We start from the raw sequence: 15980 nt of genomic DNA on the forward strand, positions 1-15980 counted from the left end.
CTGTATCGAAGACCCGGGCCACAACCCGCTGGGGCACTGGCTGGCTAATGCCTTCTCCCTGCCGCTGGTCGGCAGCGTGGGCTACGACACGCCGGGCTCCTTTGGCAGCTGGTGCGCCGATATCGGACTCCCCTGCATCACCGCCGAGTTCCCGCCGGTCTCCGCCGACGAGGCAACGGAGCGTTACCTGCCGGCGATGACCGACCTGCTGCGCTGGCAGGCTTAAAGATGAAGCACGCCGGTGCTGAACCGCAGCGCCGGCTCAACGTCCACCGCCAGCCATGTCGGGCCGTCGAGATCGGCGAAGCGCGCCAGCGGCGCCAGGGGGAGCGCGGCGGCGATCCCGCGCGAGGTGCAGAGCATACAGCCCAGCATCCGTTCAAACCCCTGCCGTTCCGCCTCCTCGGCCAGAGCCAGCGCTTCGGTCAGACCGCCCGTTTTATCCAGTTTGATATTGACCATCTCATAGCGCCCGCGCAGCCTCGGCAGGCTCTCCCGGGTATGGCAGCTCTCGTCGGCGCAAATCGGTAACGGATGAACGAAGTTTTCCAGCGCCGCATCGGCGTCAGCCGGGAGCGGCTGCTCGAGCATCGCCACGCCGAGGTCCGCCAGCAGCTGACAGCGCGCCGCCAGCCCCTCGCTGTGCCAGGATTCATTGGCGTCGACAATCAGGGTGGCCTGCGGCGCCGCCTGACGGATAGCGATTAACCGCTCGCTGATCAGCCGGTCGTCAAGCTTCACTTTCAACAGCTGGGCCCCCTTCTGCCACAACGCCGCGGCGCTGGCTGCCATCTGATCCGCCGTACCAATGACCACCGTTTGGGCGGTGATCACCCGGTTGGGTAACGCCACACCCAGCAGCTGGGGCAAGGTTTTGCCTTCGCGCCGCGCCTGCAGATCCCACAGCGCGCAGTCAACGGCATTGCGCGCGGCGCCTGCCGGCAGCAGTCGCTGCAGCTGTTCGCGGGTGAGGCCCGCTTCCAGTTGCTCGCCGATCGCCATCACCTGGGCCATGACCGAAGCGATGCTCTCGCCATAGCGGGGATAAGGTGTGCATTCGCCCACCCCTTTCACACCGTCCTCCTCCAGTTCCACCACCACCACTTTTGCCTCGCTGCGGCTGCCGCGGGCGATCACAAAAGGGGTATGTAGCGGCCAGGCTTCCTCATACACTCGCACGTTGCGCATTCCCTTGTCCTCTCTGGTAGATGTTAAATAGGGTTTGCCGTGTAGCTGGCGGATGTCATACACTACTCGTGACGTTAACTATATGTAAACAGGAAGATAACCATGTCACAAACCGTGCATTTCCAGGGCAACCCCGTTTCTGTTCAGGGCACCATTCCGCAGGCAGGCGCTAAAGCGCAGCCGTTTACGCTGGTCGCCAAAGATCTCTCTGACGTCGCGCTGAGCCAGTACGCCGGCAAACGTAAAGTACTGAATATTTTCCCGAGCATTGATACCGGCGTGTGTGCCGCATCAGTGCGTAAATTCAACCAGCTGGCCGCTGAACTGGACAACACCGTGGTGCTGTGCATTTCCGCTGACCTGCCGTTCGCCCAGTCCCGCTTCTGCGGCGCGGAAGGCCTGAGCAACGTGGTGACCCTTTCCACGCTGCGCGGCGCGTCGTTCCTCGCTGACTACGGTGTCGCCATCGCCGCCGGTCCGCTGGCTGGCCTGGCTGCTCGCGCCGTGGTCGTTATCGATGAAAACGATCAGGTCGTCTACAGCCAGCTGGTGAACGAAATCACCGAAGAGCCGGACTACGACGCCGCGCTGGCCGCTCTGAAAGCCTGATAACAGCGTGCCCGGGCGCATCGCGCCTGCGGACATTCTCTTTGCTCAGCCCCCGCTCTGCGGGGGCTTTTTATTGCCGTGGCGCATAGCGGGAGATAGCCCGCGCCATCGCCGGGCCGGTCAGTAAAATGGTAAACAGCCGCAGCGTCTGTAGCGCCATAATGAACGACATATCCGCCGGGGTGCCGGCGGCGATAATCGCCACCGTGTCCAGCCCGCCGGGGCTGGTGGCCAGATAGGCGGTCATAAAGTCCATCTGCAAAATGTGAGTCAGGCCGAGGGCCATCAGGGCGCACATCATGATCAGCCCGAGAATAGAGGCGATAATCTGCGGCAGCGTCTTCAGCGCCAGCAGAAAAATGGCTTTATTAAACTGGAGCCCCACCGTCCAGCCCAGCACCGCATAGGCCATCGCCAGCAGCCACTCCGGCAGCTCCAGCATCACCCCACCGCTGCCCTGTGCGAGTGCGCCGAGCAGCATCGGCAACAGCATGGCCCCGGAGGGGATGCGCAGCCGCATGCCCAGCCAACAGGCTAGCGCCGTCAGCAGCAGCGTGAAAGGGAAATTCAGGGTCAACGATGGAAACCAGACAATATCCTGAGTCATTTCCTGCGCTTCATTGCCCAACGCATAACGCACCACCAGCGCCGCCGCGCCGACGACAAACAGCACCCGCAGATACTGCATCAGCGCCACCAGCCGCACATCGGCCCCGTACTCCTGGGCCATCACCACCATTGCCGACGCGCCGCCGGGAGAGCTTCCCCAGGCGCCAGTGGCGCCCGGCAGCGCGCTATAGCGGACCAGTAGCCAGCCGGTGAGGCCGCTAATCGCCAGGGTTGTCAACAGGATCGCCAGTACCAGCGCCCAGTTGTTGAACAGCACACCAAAAACAGAGGGGTTGATCGCCCGGGCAATCATGCAGCCGACAATGGCCTGCGCCGCCAGGTAACAGGGGCGGGGAAGCTGCAGCGTCACCCCGCGCAGGCTGAAGATGATGCCGGCGATTAGCGGCCCCAGCAGCAGCGCCGCCGGCAGATGAAGGCGTAACAGCAGCGAGGAAAAGAGAACAGAGAGCAGCAGCAATGCCAGCCATTGCCCGATCGCGCGACGCGACGCCAAGATGCACCACCCCGGAAAAAGGATTAAAAAACCAGTATATACAGGTTTGGCCCGCTTTGCAGGCCAGGATGCCGGCAACGAGGGTCGCCGGCCTGGCGGGATTATTCGTCGCCCTTTTTCTGACTCAGACCATATTCACGCAGCTTATTGGCGATGGCGGTATGCGACACCCCCAGCCGCTTCGCCAGCTTACGGGTGCTGGGGTAGCTGCGATAGAGCTGGGTCAGCACCGAGCGCTCAAAGCGGCGGGTGATGTCGTCCAGCGACCCTTCCATCGCCTCCTCGCCCACTGGCAGCGACGCGACGTCATGGTCCGGCAGCAGAATGTCCTGTGGGCGCAGCTCAAATCCCTCCAGTTGGGTCAGCGCGCGATAGACGGCATTCTTCAACTGGCGAACGTTGCCGGGCCAGCTGTAGCGGGTGAGCACCGTACTGAGATCGGCGGAGAGCTTCGGCCGCGGGACGCCCTGCTCATCAGCAAAGCGGGCCACGAACAGCTCCGTCAGCGGCATAATGTCCTGCGGGCAGTCGCGCAGCGGCGGCAGATACAGCGTCAGGACGTTGAGGCGATAGTAGAGATCTTCACGGAACAGCCCTTTCTGCACCAGCTCGACCAGGTTTTTCTGCGTCGCGCAGATCACCCGCACATCGACGTGCACTTCATGATCCTCGCCAACGCGGCGGAAGGTGCCGTCGTTGAGGAAGCGCAGCAGCTTAGTCTGCATTCGCGGCGACATCTCGCCAATTTCATCCAGCAACACCGAGCCGCCGTTGGCCTGCTCGAAGAAGCCCTTCTTGCCCTGCAGCGCGTCGCCAAACAGTTCGCTCTCGACCGCGTCCTCGGGAATGGAGCCGCAGTTGAGCGCCAGATAAGGTTTGCCCGCCCGCGGACTGGCCAGATGGCAGGCATGCGCCAGCAGATCTTTGCCGGTACCGGTGTCGCCGACAATCAGCAGCGGCGCGCTGAGCATCGCCAGCTTGCGCGCTTGCTCCACCACGTGGCGCATTTTCGGCCCCACCGCGAGGATCTGGCTGAAGGCGCTGGTGTCCTGGCTGGTCATGGTCTGCAGCTGACGTCCCATGCGCACGGTTGAGCGCAGCATCGCCACGGCGCCGGTCAGCACCCGCTCGTTATGCTCCCCCTCCAGATAGACCGGAGTCACTTCCAGCAGGTAATTCTGACCATTCACCACCACATGTTCCGCATGCGTCTCCAGCGGGTTGCTCTCCAGCCAGCGCTGAACGTTAAAATCGGCGATCAGCTGGGCCACCGGATGGTTACGCAGCTTCGCCTGGCTTTGACCAAACAGCAGACAACTGGCGGGGTTGGCCAGTTCCACCTTGCCTTTGGTATCCAGCGACAGCACCGGCTCCGGCATCGCCACCAGCAGGGCGCTGAGCGCCAGGTGTTCACGCTCCGATGGCATCCACGGCACGGTGCGCACATCTGTCACGCCGGCGATACGACGGATCTCTGCCATCAGGCTGCTGAACGTGGCGAACTCCAGTTCGGCAAAATTGAGGTAAATTCGGCCAATAGGGTCAATATCGATACCGCGCAGGTCTATGCCGCGCAGCACCAGCAAATCGAGCAATTCACGAGTCAGACCGAGACGGTCTTCACAAAAGACTTCAAGACGCATGGGAGTGTTCACCCTAAAAGTGCCAATGACGGGAGAATAATAGGACAGGAATGGGTTTTCGGGAAGCTAACTGTCAACAATTATTGACAGTATGGCGGAAAAATGGGCGTTGTGCCGTAAAGTCAGGCGGTCAGTGGCTAAATGACCGCCTCGGCGAGCCGGGATCCGACGTGCCCTGTCGGCCGGGCAAGGCGAAACCGCCGCCCGGCAATGTCTTTCAGCGGGGATCAGTTCTCCGGGCGGGTTTTGCTTTTCTGCAGGGTCTCTTTCAACTGCCCAATCAGCTCGCGACGAAAATCGCCGAGCCGCGGTTTATCATCGGCGATCCACGGCAGTGGGCGGCACAGCTCCATTGCCTTGATCCCGAGACGGGCGGTCAGCAGTCCGGCGCCGATGCCCTGCGCGGCGCGCGCCGACAGCCGGGCCGCCAGATCCTGCGACATCCAGTCCATCCCCACCTCGCGCACCAGTTCGCTGGCGCCAGCGAAAGCGATATTCAGCAATACCAGGCGAAACAGTCGCAGACGGCTGTAATACCCGAGCTCAATGCCGTACAACGTGGCAATTCGGTTGATCAGCCGCAGGTTACGCCAGGCGATAAACGCCATATCCACCAGTGCCAGCGGGCTGACGGCAATCATCAGCGTCGACTCCGCCGCCGAACGGCTGATTTCCCGCCGCGCCTGGGCATCCAGCACCGGCTGCACCAGCTGCGCATAAAGGCTCACCACTTCACGATCGCTTTGCGTTTCGTGGATAGCAGCATACCAGCGCTGCAGCGCCGGATGCGACTGATCCAGACCGGCCTGCTGCGCCAGTTTCTCGCAAAAGGCTTTCCCTTTGCCGACCGCGTGACTGTGCAGCATATCGCGCGCTTCATCGCGTTCGTGGGCGCGCTGGCGCAGTCGCCACAGGCGGCGCCACTCGGTGGCCACCGACCCGACGCCAGCCCCGACGATCAGCGCACCGGCGACGCAGCCGCCCAGCGCAATCCAGTCCTGGGTCTGCCAGGCGTTAGCCGTCCACTGTACGCCTTGCGCCACGACGCTGACGCCGAAAATCGCCAGTCCGGCGCTGACCATCCGCCGCCACAGGCTGCGTTTGGGTCGCAGGACCGACTCCACCACCGCTTCCGCCGCCCCCTCTTCCTCTTCGCCGGTCACCAGCCGCGCTGGCGCGAAGTTGTCCGCCTCGAGGCGGTCGAAGGCGCGGGCGCTTTTCAGCGGCGGTATTTTTTCCGCTTGCAGCGGGCCATCAAAATCAATCCGCGGTTTTAAGGGTTCGCTCATCGCAGTTTATCTCCAATCAAAAATTCCAGCGCCGCGTCGAGGCGAATGTGCGGCAAAGGCCGATCGACATCCATGACCTGCGGACGAAAGTTTTCAAACTGAAATCCCTGCTGCTGCCAGAAGGCCTGGCCCGGCAGGCGCGCGGGTACCTCGCCAGGATAGATGGTCAACGGCTGGCCATCGCTCAGCCGATCGCCGCGCAGGGCGGGAATTTTCTCGCCATTAACCTCAATCAACCCGCTCTGGGTCGCCTGAATGGACGCCAGCCCCAGGCAATCCATACTGATCCCCTCAAAGGCGGCGTTCTGCCACGCGTCCTGAATCAACTGCTGCAGGAGCGACACCATATTGCTGTGCTGATCGACCGTGACGTGATCGGCTTTGGTGGCGGCAAACAGCAGCTTGTCGATGACCGGCGAAAACAACCGGCGGAACAAGGTGCGCTGCCCGTAATGGAAACTTTGCATCAGCTGGGTCAACGCCAGACGCATATCGTTAAAGGCCTGCGGCCCGCTGTTGAGCGGCTGCAGACAGTCCACCAGCACAATCTGCCGATCGAAGCGCAGGAAGTGCTCTTTGTAGAACCCCTTCACCACCCTTTCGCAATAGTATTTGTAGCGTTCGCGCAGCATGCCGGCGTTGCTGTGTTTGTCCGCCTGCGCCAGCTTGGCTTCGCCGACGGCATCGACGTCAGGCCAGGGGAAAAACTGCAGCGCCGGCGCGCCCGCCATTTCACCGGGCAGGACAAAGCGCCCGGGCTGGATAAAGTGCAGCCCTTCACGCTTACAGGCGTGCAGATAGTCCGTCCAGGCGGCGGCGATATCAGCCAGACGGGCCTCGTCGGCAGGTGCCAGCGGATCCAGCCCGGCGCACAGCTGCCGCCAGCGGGCCGACCACTCCGCACGCTGTCCCTGCAGGAGTCCGGTCATCTGTCGTGACCAGCTCAGATAATCCTGTGCCAGCATCGGCAGGTCGAGCAGCCACTCGCCCGGATAGTCGACGATCTCCAGATACAGCGTGGAGGTGTCTTTAAAATGGCGCAGCAGGGAGTCATTCGAACGGTAGCGCAGCGCGAGACGGATCTCGCTCACCCCGCGCGTCGGGGTTGGCCACATAGGAGGCTGGCCGTACAGCTGGGCCAGCCCTTCGTCGTAGGTGAATCGGGGAATGCCAAAGTCCCGCTGCGGCACGCGCTTGACGCCGAGCAGCCGCTCTTCGCGTGCGGCGCTCAACAGCGGCAGGCGGGCGCCGGTGTGGATATTCAACAGTTGATTGACCAGCGCGGTGATAAACGCCGTTTTACCGCTGCGGCTCAGGCCGGTCACCGCCAGACGTAAATGCCGGTCAACCCCGCGGTTGACCAGCGCATTCAATTCAGTTTTCAGTCGCTTCATCGCCAGTCCGTTATGCCCTGAAGGTGGTTCTCGTTATCATAAGCTATCTGGTGAGGATAAGCAGGGCAACGTTCATCCCTGGGGGATTTCCTCACGGCGGCATTATTTCATCCCGCGCGTGACGCGGTTGGCCAGCCGGCTGAGCAGCGGCTCCAGTGCCACCGCCAGCAGCATTTTCAGCGGCCGACGCGCGACCGATTTGACCGCCCAGCCGGCAACGCCCGCCGGGCCATAACGCAGCGCGGTCAGCAGCGCCAGCTTACCGACGATTTTCAGACCGGGCTTTACTTGCTGCCCGGCGCGTTGCCATTTGCTATTCATGCGTTGCCTCACTCGTTAAAAACAGGATTTACAGCTGGCGAAAGCGGCTGCGCAGCGTAAAGGTGTCGGAGGTCACATACCGCTCCATTTCACGCAGACGCTGTTCACCGGAGGCCAGCTCGGCATCCACGGCGGCCAGCAGATCGCCATTGCTCGGCGCTTTGTGTCCGTACAGCTCGCTGTCCGGCATCGGATCCAGAGCAAAAGTCAAAATGATGTAGGCCACCAGGACAAAGAAAAAGAGGCCGAAAATCATCGCCAGCACGGTAATCAGGCGCACCAGCTTCACCGGGACATCAAGATGCTGAGCAATGCCCGCGCAGACGCCCTTCACCATCCCGCGCTGCGGGATACGCCACAGTTTTTTATTCAGATCCAGTCCGGCCATTATTTGTCTCTCCAGTTCGGATGTTCGGCATCCAGGATCGCTTCCAGCGCCTGAATACGTTCGCGCATCCGCTTCGCGTCATCGGTCAACTGCAGCAGCCGTTGCTGTTCATTTTGTGTCAGACTGCCGTTGGCGCCGCGATTGTTATAATGCAGCCACAGCCAGACCGGCAGAACAAACAGCACAAACAGCGTCAGCGGAATGGCGAGAAAAAGCATGCTCATGTGTACTCCTTACAGGGGGGTGAGCCGCGGCGCAACGCCGCGCCGCGCAATCGTACTTACTGGTTCGACTGGTTCATTTTGGCTTTCAACGCCGCCAGTTGATCGCTGATTTCGTCGTCTGCTTTCAGTTCGGCAAACTGCTGATCCAGCGTCTGCTGCTTGCCAAAGCGGTGGCTCTCCGCTTCCGCTTCCATCTGATCGATGCGGCGCTCAAACGATTCAAAGCGGGCCATCGCCTCATCCAGTTTACCGCTGTCCAGCTGGCGACGCACATCGCGGGACGAACTCGCCGCCTGATGGCGCAGCGCCAGCGCCTGCTGACGGGCGCGGGTTTCGCTGAGTTTGTTCTCGAGCTCGCCAATCTCTTTTTTCATGCGCGCCAGCGTTTCATCCACCAGCTGCACTTCGTGGTCCAGCTGAGCAATCAGGTCGGTCAGCTTCTGTTTTTCGATCAGCGCCGCCCGGGCCAGATCCTCTTTCTCTTTACGCAGCGCCAGCTCGGCTTTTTCCTGCCATTCCGCCTGTTGGGCGACCGCCTGCTCAATACGACGGGACAGCTGTTTCTTTTCCGCCAGCGCGCGGGCCGACGTCGAACGCACCTCCACCAGCGTGTCTTCCATCTCCTGGATCATCAGACGCACCAGCTTTTGCGGGTCCTCCGCTTTCTCCAGCAGGGAGTTGATGTTGGCGTTCACGATGTCGGCAAAACGAGAAAAAATACCCATAATTTCAATCCTCATAGTTCTGGTTTCAGGTATTCACCTGTGGCTTAGCTAATACAAATGGCGTGCCAACTTTTTATCTTATTGATTTTAAACAGAGTGGTTGCGAATTGTGCAAGGCGTTGCTACAGTCACCTGGTTAATCACACTACTTAATGGCGAAATTCATCATGGCGCAGTACAAGGATAATCTGCTGGGCGAGGCCAACAGCTTTCTCGAGGTGCTGGAACAGGTTTCCCGGCTGGCCCCGCTGGATAAACCGGTGCTGGTCATCGGCGAGCGCGGTACCGGGAAAGAGCTTATCGCTAACCGTCTGCACTACCTCTCCAGCCGCTGGCAGGGGCCGTTTATCTCGCTGAACTGCGCGGCGCTGAACGACAATCTGCTCGACTCGGAGCTGTTCGGCCACGAAGCCGGGGCCTTCACCGGGGCCAGCAAGCGCCATCCCGGGCGCTTCGAACGCGCCGACGGCGGGACGCTGTTTCTCGATGAGCTGGCGACGGCGCCGATGCTGGTGCAGGAGAAGCTATTAAGAGTCATTGAATATGGCGAGCTGGAGCGCGTAGGCGGTAGCCAGCCGCTGCAGGTTAACGTCCGGCTGGTGTGCGCCACCAACGCCGATCTGCCGCAAATGGTAGAGGAAGGCCATTTTCGCGCCGACCTGCTCGACCGTCTGGCCTTCGACGTGGTACAGCTCCCCCCGCTGCGTGAACGGCAGAGCGACATCATGCTGCTCGCCAACCAGTTTGCCATTCAGATGTGCCGCGAACTTGGCCTGCCGCTGTTTCCCGGCTTTAGCGAGCGGGCGACCGCAACGCTGCTCGGCTACCGCTGGCCGGGCAATATTCGCGAACTGAAGAATGTCGTCGAGCGCTCGGTGTATCGCCACGGCGACAGCGAGCATGAGCTGGACGCGATTATCCTTAATCCTTTCCGCCAGACTACCTCACCCACGCCGGAAGCCGCGTCCGGCGAAGAGCTGCCCGCCCTGCCGCTGGATTTGCGCGATTTTCAGCTGCAGCAGGAAAAACGCCTGCTGCAGCGGAGTCTGGAGCAGGCGAAGTATCATCAGAAGCAGGCGGCGGAGCTGCTGGGGTTGACCTATCACCAGCTCCGCGCGCTACTGAAAAAGCATCAGCTGTGAGAGGTGCGCGGCAGCAGCAGCGCGCTCACCGCCATCGCGCCCAGGCATAAGACGGCGTTGAACCACAGGGCATACTGGGCGGCATGGGCCATGCCCAGCGGTAAAAACAGCGCAAAAAGTGACGCCGTCACGGCAATGCCCATTGCCCCGCCCAGCGAGCTGCCCATCTTGTAGATCCCCGAGGCGACGCCGATTTTGTTCTCCGGCGCGTTGGCCACCGCCGTATCCGTTGACGGCGTGGCGTAGCAGCCCAGCCCGAGACCAAACAGCACATTGCTGGCGAACACCACCCCGATATACAGCGCCTTATCGAGAAAAGTGCAAGATATCAGGCCGATGGCAATGGCGGTCAGCACCGGCCCGGCCATCATCGGCAGCCGGGCGCCATAGCGCTGCAGCAGCTTCTCGCCGACCCGGATCATCGCCAGGACGGTCACCAGATAGCCGAGGGTCATCATCCCGCTCTCCAGCGGCGTCAGGTGGTGCCCCTGCTGCAGCCAGATGCTGGCGATCATCATGGTGCCAATCGCCCCATTGAGCAGAAAGTTCGACAGCACTGCCGCGCCGTAGGCCCGGTTACGAAACAGCGCAAAATCAATCAGCGCCGCCTCGCCTTTGCGCATGCCGTTGCGGATAAATACCGCCCCCGCCGCCAGCGCCCCGACCAGCATGGTCAACGACAGCGGGCTGCTCCAGCCCCAGCCGTGGCCTTTGCTGATAAACAAATTCACCAGCACCAGCGCGGCAATCAGGCTCAGCAGACCGCCGACGTCCAGCTTATGCTGGCTGGCGCTGGCGCTGCGGCTCTCCGGCGTGCCGCGCAGCAAAAACAGCGCCAGCAGGGCGACGGCGATGGAGAAGACGAAGATCCAGCGCCAGCCGAGCCCGGTGGCGATGGCCCCGCCAACGAAGGAACAGAGACCGCTGCCGCCCCACGAGCCGATGACCCAGAAGCTGACCGCCCGTTGACGCGCACGCCCCTCATACCAGGTCTTAATCAGCGCCAGCGTCGCCGGCATAATGCACGCTGCCGACAGCCCCTGTAGCACCCGGCCGGCCAGGAACAGCCCCGGTCCCTGAGCGACCACCAGCATGGCGCTGCCGACGATGCTCAGCCCCAGTCCGAGGGTGGTCATCCGCATCCGGCCAAACTTGTCCGCCAGGCCGCCACTGGCGACCACGAAACAGCCGCTGAACAGCGCGCTGAGGCTGACGGCCAGAGTTAAGGTTTCAAGGGAGATATCAAGACTGCTTTTCATCGCCGGCACCACGTTAATCACCGACTGGGCAAACAGCCAGAAGGTTAAAACGCTTAGCACAATCCCCACCAGCAGGCGATCGCTGCCGACAAAGGGGGTGTCGCTCACGGTGACAGTGCTCATCGCATGGCCCTCCTGTTTCCGGTGATTAACGCAGATAGTGTTCCGCCAGACCGCACCACAGCGCCGCCCCGGTCAGCAACAGCGCGTCGTTGAAGTCATAGCCCGGGTTATGGACCATGCAGCGATCCGGCTCATCGCCGGCGCCGATGGTGAAATAGCTGCCATGCGGGTGCTGCTCCAGCATGAAGGCAAAATCTTCACTGCCCATAAACGGCTTCACCTCGCCCACCTGCTCTGCGCCAAACAGCGATGTCGCCACCTCCCGCACCATCGCGTTGGCCGCCGGATCGTTACGCAATACCGGGCTGCCGTTGACGTGCGTCAGCGTGGCCGTGGCGTTGAAGCTCTCCGCCTGAGCCATGGCGATATCATGGATCCGCTGCAGCACGGTCTCGCGCACCTGCTCATTGAGGGTGCGCACCGTGAGCTTCATCAGCACGTGATCGTTAATGATATTGGGCGCGTGTCCGGCCTGGATGCTGCCGACGGTCACCACCGCCGGTTCGAACGGGGTGATATTGCGCGAGACGATCGACTGCAGCGCGAGGGTGATATGGCAGGCGACCAGCGTGGCATCCACGGTATGCTCCGGTACCGCGCCGTGGCCGCCAACGCCTTTCACCTCAATATGCAGCGTATCGGAGGAGGCCATCATCGCCCCGTCGCGCAGGCCGATCTTGCCCAGCGGCTGACCCGGCATATTGTGCAGGCCGAAGATGGCATCGCAGGGGAACTGGTCAAACAGACCGTCCTCGACCATCACTCGCCCGCCGTACAGCAACTCTTCCGCGGGCTGGAAAATCAGCTGCAGCGTCCCGGTAAACTGGCGGGTGCGCGCCAGATATTCTGCCGCGTAGAGCAGCGTGGTGGTGTGCCCGTCATGGCCGCAGCCGTGGAATCGCCCCTCGACCTGGCTTGCCCACGGCTTCCCGCTCCGCTCCTGCATCGGCAGGGCATCCATATCCGCCCGCAGGCCGAGGCGTTTTTTCCCGTGGCCGACGCGCAGCGTGCCCACCACTCCGGTGCCCGCCAGGCCGCGGTGAACCTCGTATCCCCACTCGCCAAGCAGTCGGGCGACCTCGCTGCTGGTCTGATGTTCTTCAAAGCCGATCTCCGGCTGCTGGTGGAACTGGCGACGCAGGGCAATAAATTGCGCCTCGTTGACCTGCAAGGCTTCAAGCAACGGATGTGTCATTTTTGTTATTCCTGTGTTGTGTTTGCACGACACTTTCGAGTTTATGCGGGTGAAACAGCTTTCAGGTGCGCTTTTTTGTTTTATATTGACGAGAAATCAATGACTGTTTTTCATACATATCAGTTATGACAAAAAATAACGGGTTGTTTTTTGTCTGCGGAGGAGTGTTACGTGGAGCAGCATTCAGGGGACTTTAGCGTTGCCGTGCGCGATGTCCGTCAGTTGAACCAGCCGGAAAGCGATCTGCTGACGCTGCTGTGGGTGCTGGAGGGGTCTGTGACGCTGACGGAGGCCGACGCTGCGCAGCCGCTCGCCGTCGACGGGCTGGCGATCGTTAACCGCAATCGTCGCTGGAACCTGCGCGGCGACGGGGCCAATGCGGTGATGTTCCTGACCCTTTCCGCCAGCTGGTTGACCCGCATTGACAGCGCTTTTTTTGCCGTCGATTACCAGATAACGCCGCGCACCCGGGATGCGGAGGACGGCCTGCGCCGCCTGATGCGCCAGCTGCTGGTGAGCGGCCTCGTCAATCATCCTGGCCATTACCGGCTGGAGGCCAATCGCTGGCTGAGTGAGATAGCGCTCCTGCTGGCCACGCGCTTCAGCCAGCCCATCGCCTCCACGCCACGCCGTGGGGCGGAGAACTGGAGCCGGCGAATCGCCAGCGTGGTGGCGCGGATCGACGCCAACTATCAGCGCCGCCTCTCGTTACAGGAGGTGGCGGCAGCGGAATTTGTCTCCGAGGCCTGGCTGTCGCGCTTATTTCACAAAGAGGTCGGGGTGAGTTTTGTTCAATACCTCACCGCGCTGCGCCTGCGCCACGCCGCCGAACAGTTGTTGACCACCCGCAAACCCGCCCAGCAAATCGCCCGCGAACAGGGGTTCGCCAGTACCCGTATGATGAGCGATCTGTTTAAGCGCCAGCACGGCGTGACGCCGCGCCAGTATCGTGAACAGCATCCCCGGGAGCTTGCCCGGCCGCGGCCGCCGCAGGCCGACCGCTGGCAGCCGGTCGCTGTCGACCGGCTCTATGCTCGCCTCAATGAACCGGAACCACGCGACCGGGAAAGTCCCCCGCTGCCGATCAATCCGCCGCAGACCCGGGAGATCAACCTGCAGGAACGCCCGGCGCGCGCCGCCGTGCTGCGCCATACCCGGATGGTGGTGACCGTGCGCGAGCTGGACGATCTGCTGCGGGAGGATGTGCGCCGGGAACTGGAGCAGTTGCACCGCGCCCTGCCGGTGTATGCCATCGATATCAACGATCCCTTTCTCAGCAGCCGGCTGTTCGGCACCGGCTGGGACGATCCGCAGATGGCCGGCTACGCCTGCTGGTATAACCTGCAGCAGATTTTTAGCTGGCTGGCGGCGATGGGCTGGAACGTGATCCTTCACACCGGCGTCACCACCCGCAGCGACCTGCTGCAGCGGTTTCTGCTGCTCGCCGCCAACCATTTTCCGCCGGCCACGCTCAACAGCTGGCGCTTTGTCTGGCACTGGTCGCCGCAGGCCAGCGAAGCGGCCCGCCAGGCGGCCTGGCGCCAGCAGCGCGAGGTTCTTCACCGCCTGCTGCCGCAGCCGCAGCTGGGGATCTGGCACCGCTTTGCACCCAGCGATCCCGGGAACGATCCGCTGTTTCACTCACCGCTGCTGGCGGAGGCGGATTTTCTCGCCTGCCAGGCAGATGCCAACGAACAGCTGGATCTGGCGCAGGCAGACAGCAGCCGCCTGGCGTCCAGCGAACATTATCCGCTGCACAAGTTGCGGCAGATCCACAGCGCCCTGCGCCAGCGACAGCTTAACCTGCCGCTGTGGCTGCTCTCCTGGAATACCCTGACCGGCGATACGCGGGATACCAACGGCCGCTTTTTTCGCGGCGCGCTGTTGATGGATAATCTGCTGGGGGTGGCGGACCAGGTCTGGCTGGCGGGCTTCTGGTTAAATTCAGGCCTCCAGGGCGAAGCCCGTGCTAACGGGAAGCTCGATACCTCCAGCCTGGCGCTGCACTATCTGCATGGCCTGCCTCGCCCGGTTTACTGGGTACTGTGGCTCTGGCGGCGGCTACGCGGCGAGATCCTGTTTCAGGATAAAAACCTGCTGTTGCTTCACCACCAGGGGCACTACCAGCTGCTGCTGCGCAATACGGTGGTCTACAATCCCTGGCTCTCCAGCGAAGCGGCTTTTATCCAGCGCTTCAGCCAGCCCTACAGCGTGCGGCTGCAGGGGCTGGAGGGCGGCTGGCGCGTCAAACAGCACCTGTTCGATCAGCATCATGGCGCGTTATTCCCGCTGGTCGACGCCTTTCGCAGCCGCAGCGGCCCTGACGCCGAGGATTACCAGTGGCTGATGCATCAGGCCCGTCCGGCGCTCAGCGTGGAAGATGCCCGGCTCGACGGACACTGGCTGCGGGTCGACTCGCTGGAGAGCAATGCTCTGGCGCTGTACGAATTTACGCCTCAGCGCTCACCAGGCGAGGATCCCGCCCCCGCAAGCAAACCGTGAATTTTCCGCTGACTTTCCGTCGTTGCCGGATTAAAGACCAGTAGCGAAAGATCGGGGCGGCCTTCCACGGCAAAAGAGGTGAACTCCAGATCGAGCGGGCCCATCTGCGGGTGGTGAATGCGCTTATAGCCTTCTCCGTGGCCGGCGACGTCATGGCTTTGCCAGAAACGGGCGAACTCAACGCTCTGCTGCGTGAGTTCAGCGATCAACTGGTCAGTTTCCGCCGTCGCCCCCATCCGGGTGACGTCGGCGCGAAAAGCGTTGACGATAAGCTGCCCCACCGTCTGCCAGTCTTCCAGCGTGCTGCGGGCTTCAGGTCGGGTAAACAGGCGGCGCAGTACGTTGCGCTCCGCCAGCGGAAGCTGGCTGTAGTCGGTTAGCACCCTGGCCGCCGCCGCGTTCCAGGCGATGACGTCCCAGCTGGCGGTGCGGATAATCGCCGGAATGGTGAAAGCATCAAGCACCCGCTGCAGCCGCGGCGTCATATCATCTGTCACCGTCAGACGCGTCTGCGGCGGATGGCCAAAGGCGAGAATAAACAGATGCTCGCGCTCCGGGGTGGTCAGCCGCAGACCGCAGGCGATCCGCTCCAGCACCTCGCGGGAGGGCGCCCCGCCGCGCCCCTGTTCAAGCCAGGTATACCAGGTCGGGCTGATACTGGCGAGCTGCGCGACCTCTTCGCGGCGCAGCCCCGGCGTGCGCCGACGTCCCGCCGGGAAGCCAAACGTCACCGGATCAAGACGCTGGCGCCGGGCGCGGAGAAAATCGCCTAAAGCATGGTTGTCAGAAGTGTTCATCATCTGCCTGTGGGATCTGCCTGTTAGAATTTATACCCCGATAATGTCTCTACTTTTA

Annotated in this window: 15 protein-coding genes and 1 pseudogene; 4 read left to right on the forward strand and 12 right to left on the reverse strand. The window is 62.2% G+C overall.

The features are described 5' to 3' along the window. Positions 1-226: pseudogene (locus tag CWM53_RS02345) on the forward strand (murein tripeptide amidase MpaA); the annotation flags it as partial. Here CWM53_RS02345 and ycjG read toward each other — a convergent pair. Further along, positions 223-1188: an L-Ala-D/L-Glu epimerase gene (gene ycjG, locus CWM53_RS02350; protein WP_074386089.1), complete on the reverse strand. Its 966-nt coding sequence runs from the start codon at positions 1186-1188 to the stop codon at positions 223-225. The pseudogene CWM53_RS02345 and the gene ycjG overlap by 4 nt on opposite strands. Positions 1189-1290: 102 nt before the next feature. Here ycjG and tpx point away from each other — a divergent pair, with 102 nt between their 5' ends. Beyond that, positions 1291-1797: a thiol peroxidase gene (tpx, locus tag CWM53_RS02355; protein ID WP_008805229.1), complete on the forward strand. Its 507-nt coding sequence runs from the start codon at positions 1291-1293 to the stop codon at positions 1795-1797. Between the two features lie 70 nt (positions 1798-1867). Here the strand turns inward: tpx and CWM53_RS02360 are convergent, their stop codons facing one another. The 8 genes from CWM53_RS02360 to pspA all read right to left on the reverse strand — a co-directional run bounded on the left by CWM53_RS02360 (position 1868) and on the right by pspA (position 8904). Continuing rightward, entirely contained in the window at positions 1868-2920 is a 1053-nt protein-coding gene (locus CWM53_RS02360; protein WP_165785005.1) for an AbrB family transcriptional regulator, read from the reverse strand. A gap of 101 nt (positions 2921-3021) precedes the next feature. Then, positions 3022-4563: a transcriptional regulator TyrR gene (gene tyrR, locus CWM53_RS02365; RefSeq protein ID WP_061154881.1), complete on the reverse strand. Its 1542-nt coding sequence runs from the start codon at positions 4561-4563 to the stop codon at positions 3022-3024. 227 nt (positions 4564-4790) lie between these two features. Beyond that, positions 4791-5852, reverse strand: a complete 1062-nt coding sequence (locus tag CWM53_RS02370) for a YcjF family protein (protein ID WP_074386090.1) — start codon at positions 5850-5852, stop codon at positions 4791-4793. Next, entirely contained in the window at positions 5849-7246 is a 1398-nt protein-coding gene (locus CWM53_RS02375) for a YcjX family protein (RefSeq protein ID WP_023297458.1), read from the reverse strand. The genes CWM53_RS02370 and CWM53_RS02375 overlap by 4 nt, the downstream gene beginning before the upstream one ends. A 102-nt stretch (positions 7247-7348) precedes the next feature. After that, positions 7349-7567 (reverse strand): phage shock protein PspD, encoded by a 219-nt coding sequence (pspD, locus tag CWM53_RS02380; RefSeq protein ID WP_002901915.1) that lies wholly within the window; start codon positions 7565-7567, stop codon positions 7349-7351. A gap of 28 nt (positions 7568-7595) precedes the next feature. Next, positions 7596-7955, reverse strand: coding sequence for an envelope stress response membrane protein PspC (pspC, locus tag CWM53_RS02385; protein ID WP_004203911.1), 360 nt, complete (start codon positions 7953-7955; stop codon positions 7596-7598). After that, entirely contained in the window at positions 7955-8179 is a 225-nt protein-coding gene (gene pspB / locus CWM53_RS02390) for an envelope stress response membrane protein PspB (RefSeq protein ID WP_002901911.1), read from the reverse strand. The genes pspC and pspB overlap by 1 nt, the downstream gene beginning before the upstream one ends. Positions 8180-8235: 56 nt before the next feature. After that, positions 8236-8904: a phage shock protein PspA gene (pspA, locus tag CWM53_RS02395; RefSeq protein ID WP_061154884.1), complete on the reverse strand. Its 669-nt coding sequence runs from the start codon at positions 8902-8904 to the stop codon at positions 8236-8238. A gap of 152 nt (positions 8905-9056) precedes the next feature. On the opposite strand from pspA, the gene pspF reads away from it, so the two are divergent. After that, entirely contained in the window at positions 9057-10046 is a 990-nt protein-coding gene (pspF, locus tag CWM53_RS02400; protein ID WP_165784139.1) for a phage shock protein operon transcriptional activator, read from the forward strand. On the opposite strand, the gene CWM53_RS02405 is transcribed toward pspF, so the two are convergent. Together CWM53_RS02405 and CWM53_RS02410 are read right to left on the reverse strand one after the other, a co-directional pair. Next, complete coding sequence (locus CWM53_RS02405) at positions 10037-11428, reverse strand: MFS transporter (protein ID WP_100630914.1); 1392 nt, start codon at positions 11426-11428, stop codon at positions 10037-10039. The two genes, pspF and CWM53_RS02405, sit on opposite strands and share 10 nt — an antisense overlap. A 25-nt stretch (positions 11429-11453) precedes the next feature. Next, positions 11454-12623, reverse strand: coding sequence for a M20 aminoacylase family protein (locus CWM53_RS02410; protein ID WP_074386093.1), 1170 nt, complete (start codon positions 12621-12623; stop codon positions 11454-11456). A gap of 171 nt (positions 12624-12794) precedes the next feature. On the opposite strand from CWM53_RS02410, the gene CWM53_RS02415 reads away from it, so the two are divergent. After that, the gene (locus CWM53_RS02415; RefSeq protein WP_100729910.1) at positions 12795-15125 is read left to right on the forward strand and encodes a helix-turn-helix domain-containing protein; all 2331 of its coding nucleotides are present in this window, start codon (positions 12795-12797) and stop codon (positions 15123-15125) included. On the opposite strand, the gene CWM53_RS02420 is transcribed toward CWM53_RS02415, so the two are convergent. After that, the gene (locus CWM53_RS02420; RefSeq protein WP_061154887.1) at positions 15080-15922 is read right to left on the reverse strand and encodes a helix-turn-helix transcriptional regulator; all 843 of its coding nucleotides are present in this window, start codon (positions 15920-15922) and stop codon (positions 15080-15082) included. The two genes, CWM53_RS02415 and CWM53_RS02420, sit on opposite strands and share 46 nt — an antisense overlap. Positions 15923-15980 lie beyond the last annotated feature (58 nt).

The organism is Klebsiella sp. A-Nf5 (assembly GCF_002810545.1).
Lineage (GTDB): Bacteria > Pseudomonadota > Gammaproteobacteria > Enterobacterales > Enterobacteriaceae > Klebsiella > Klebsiella variicola.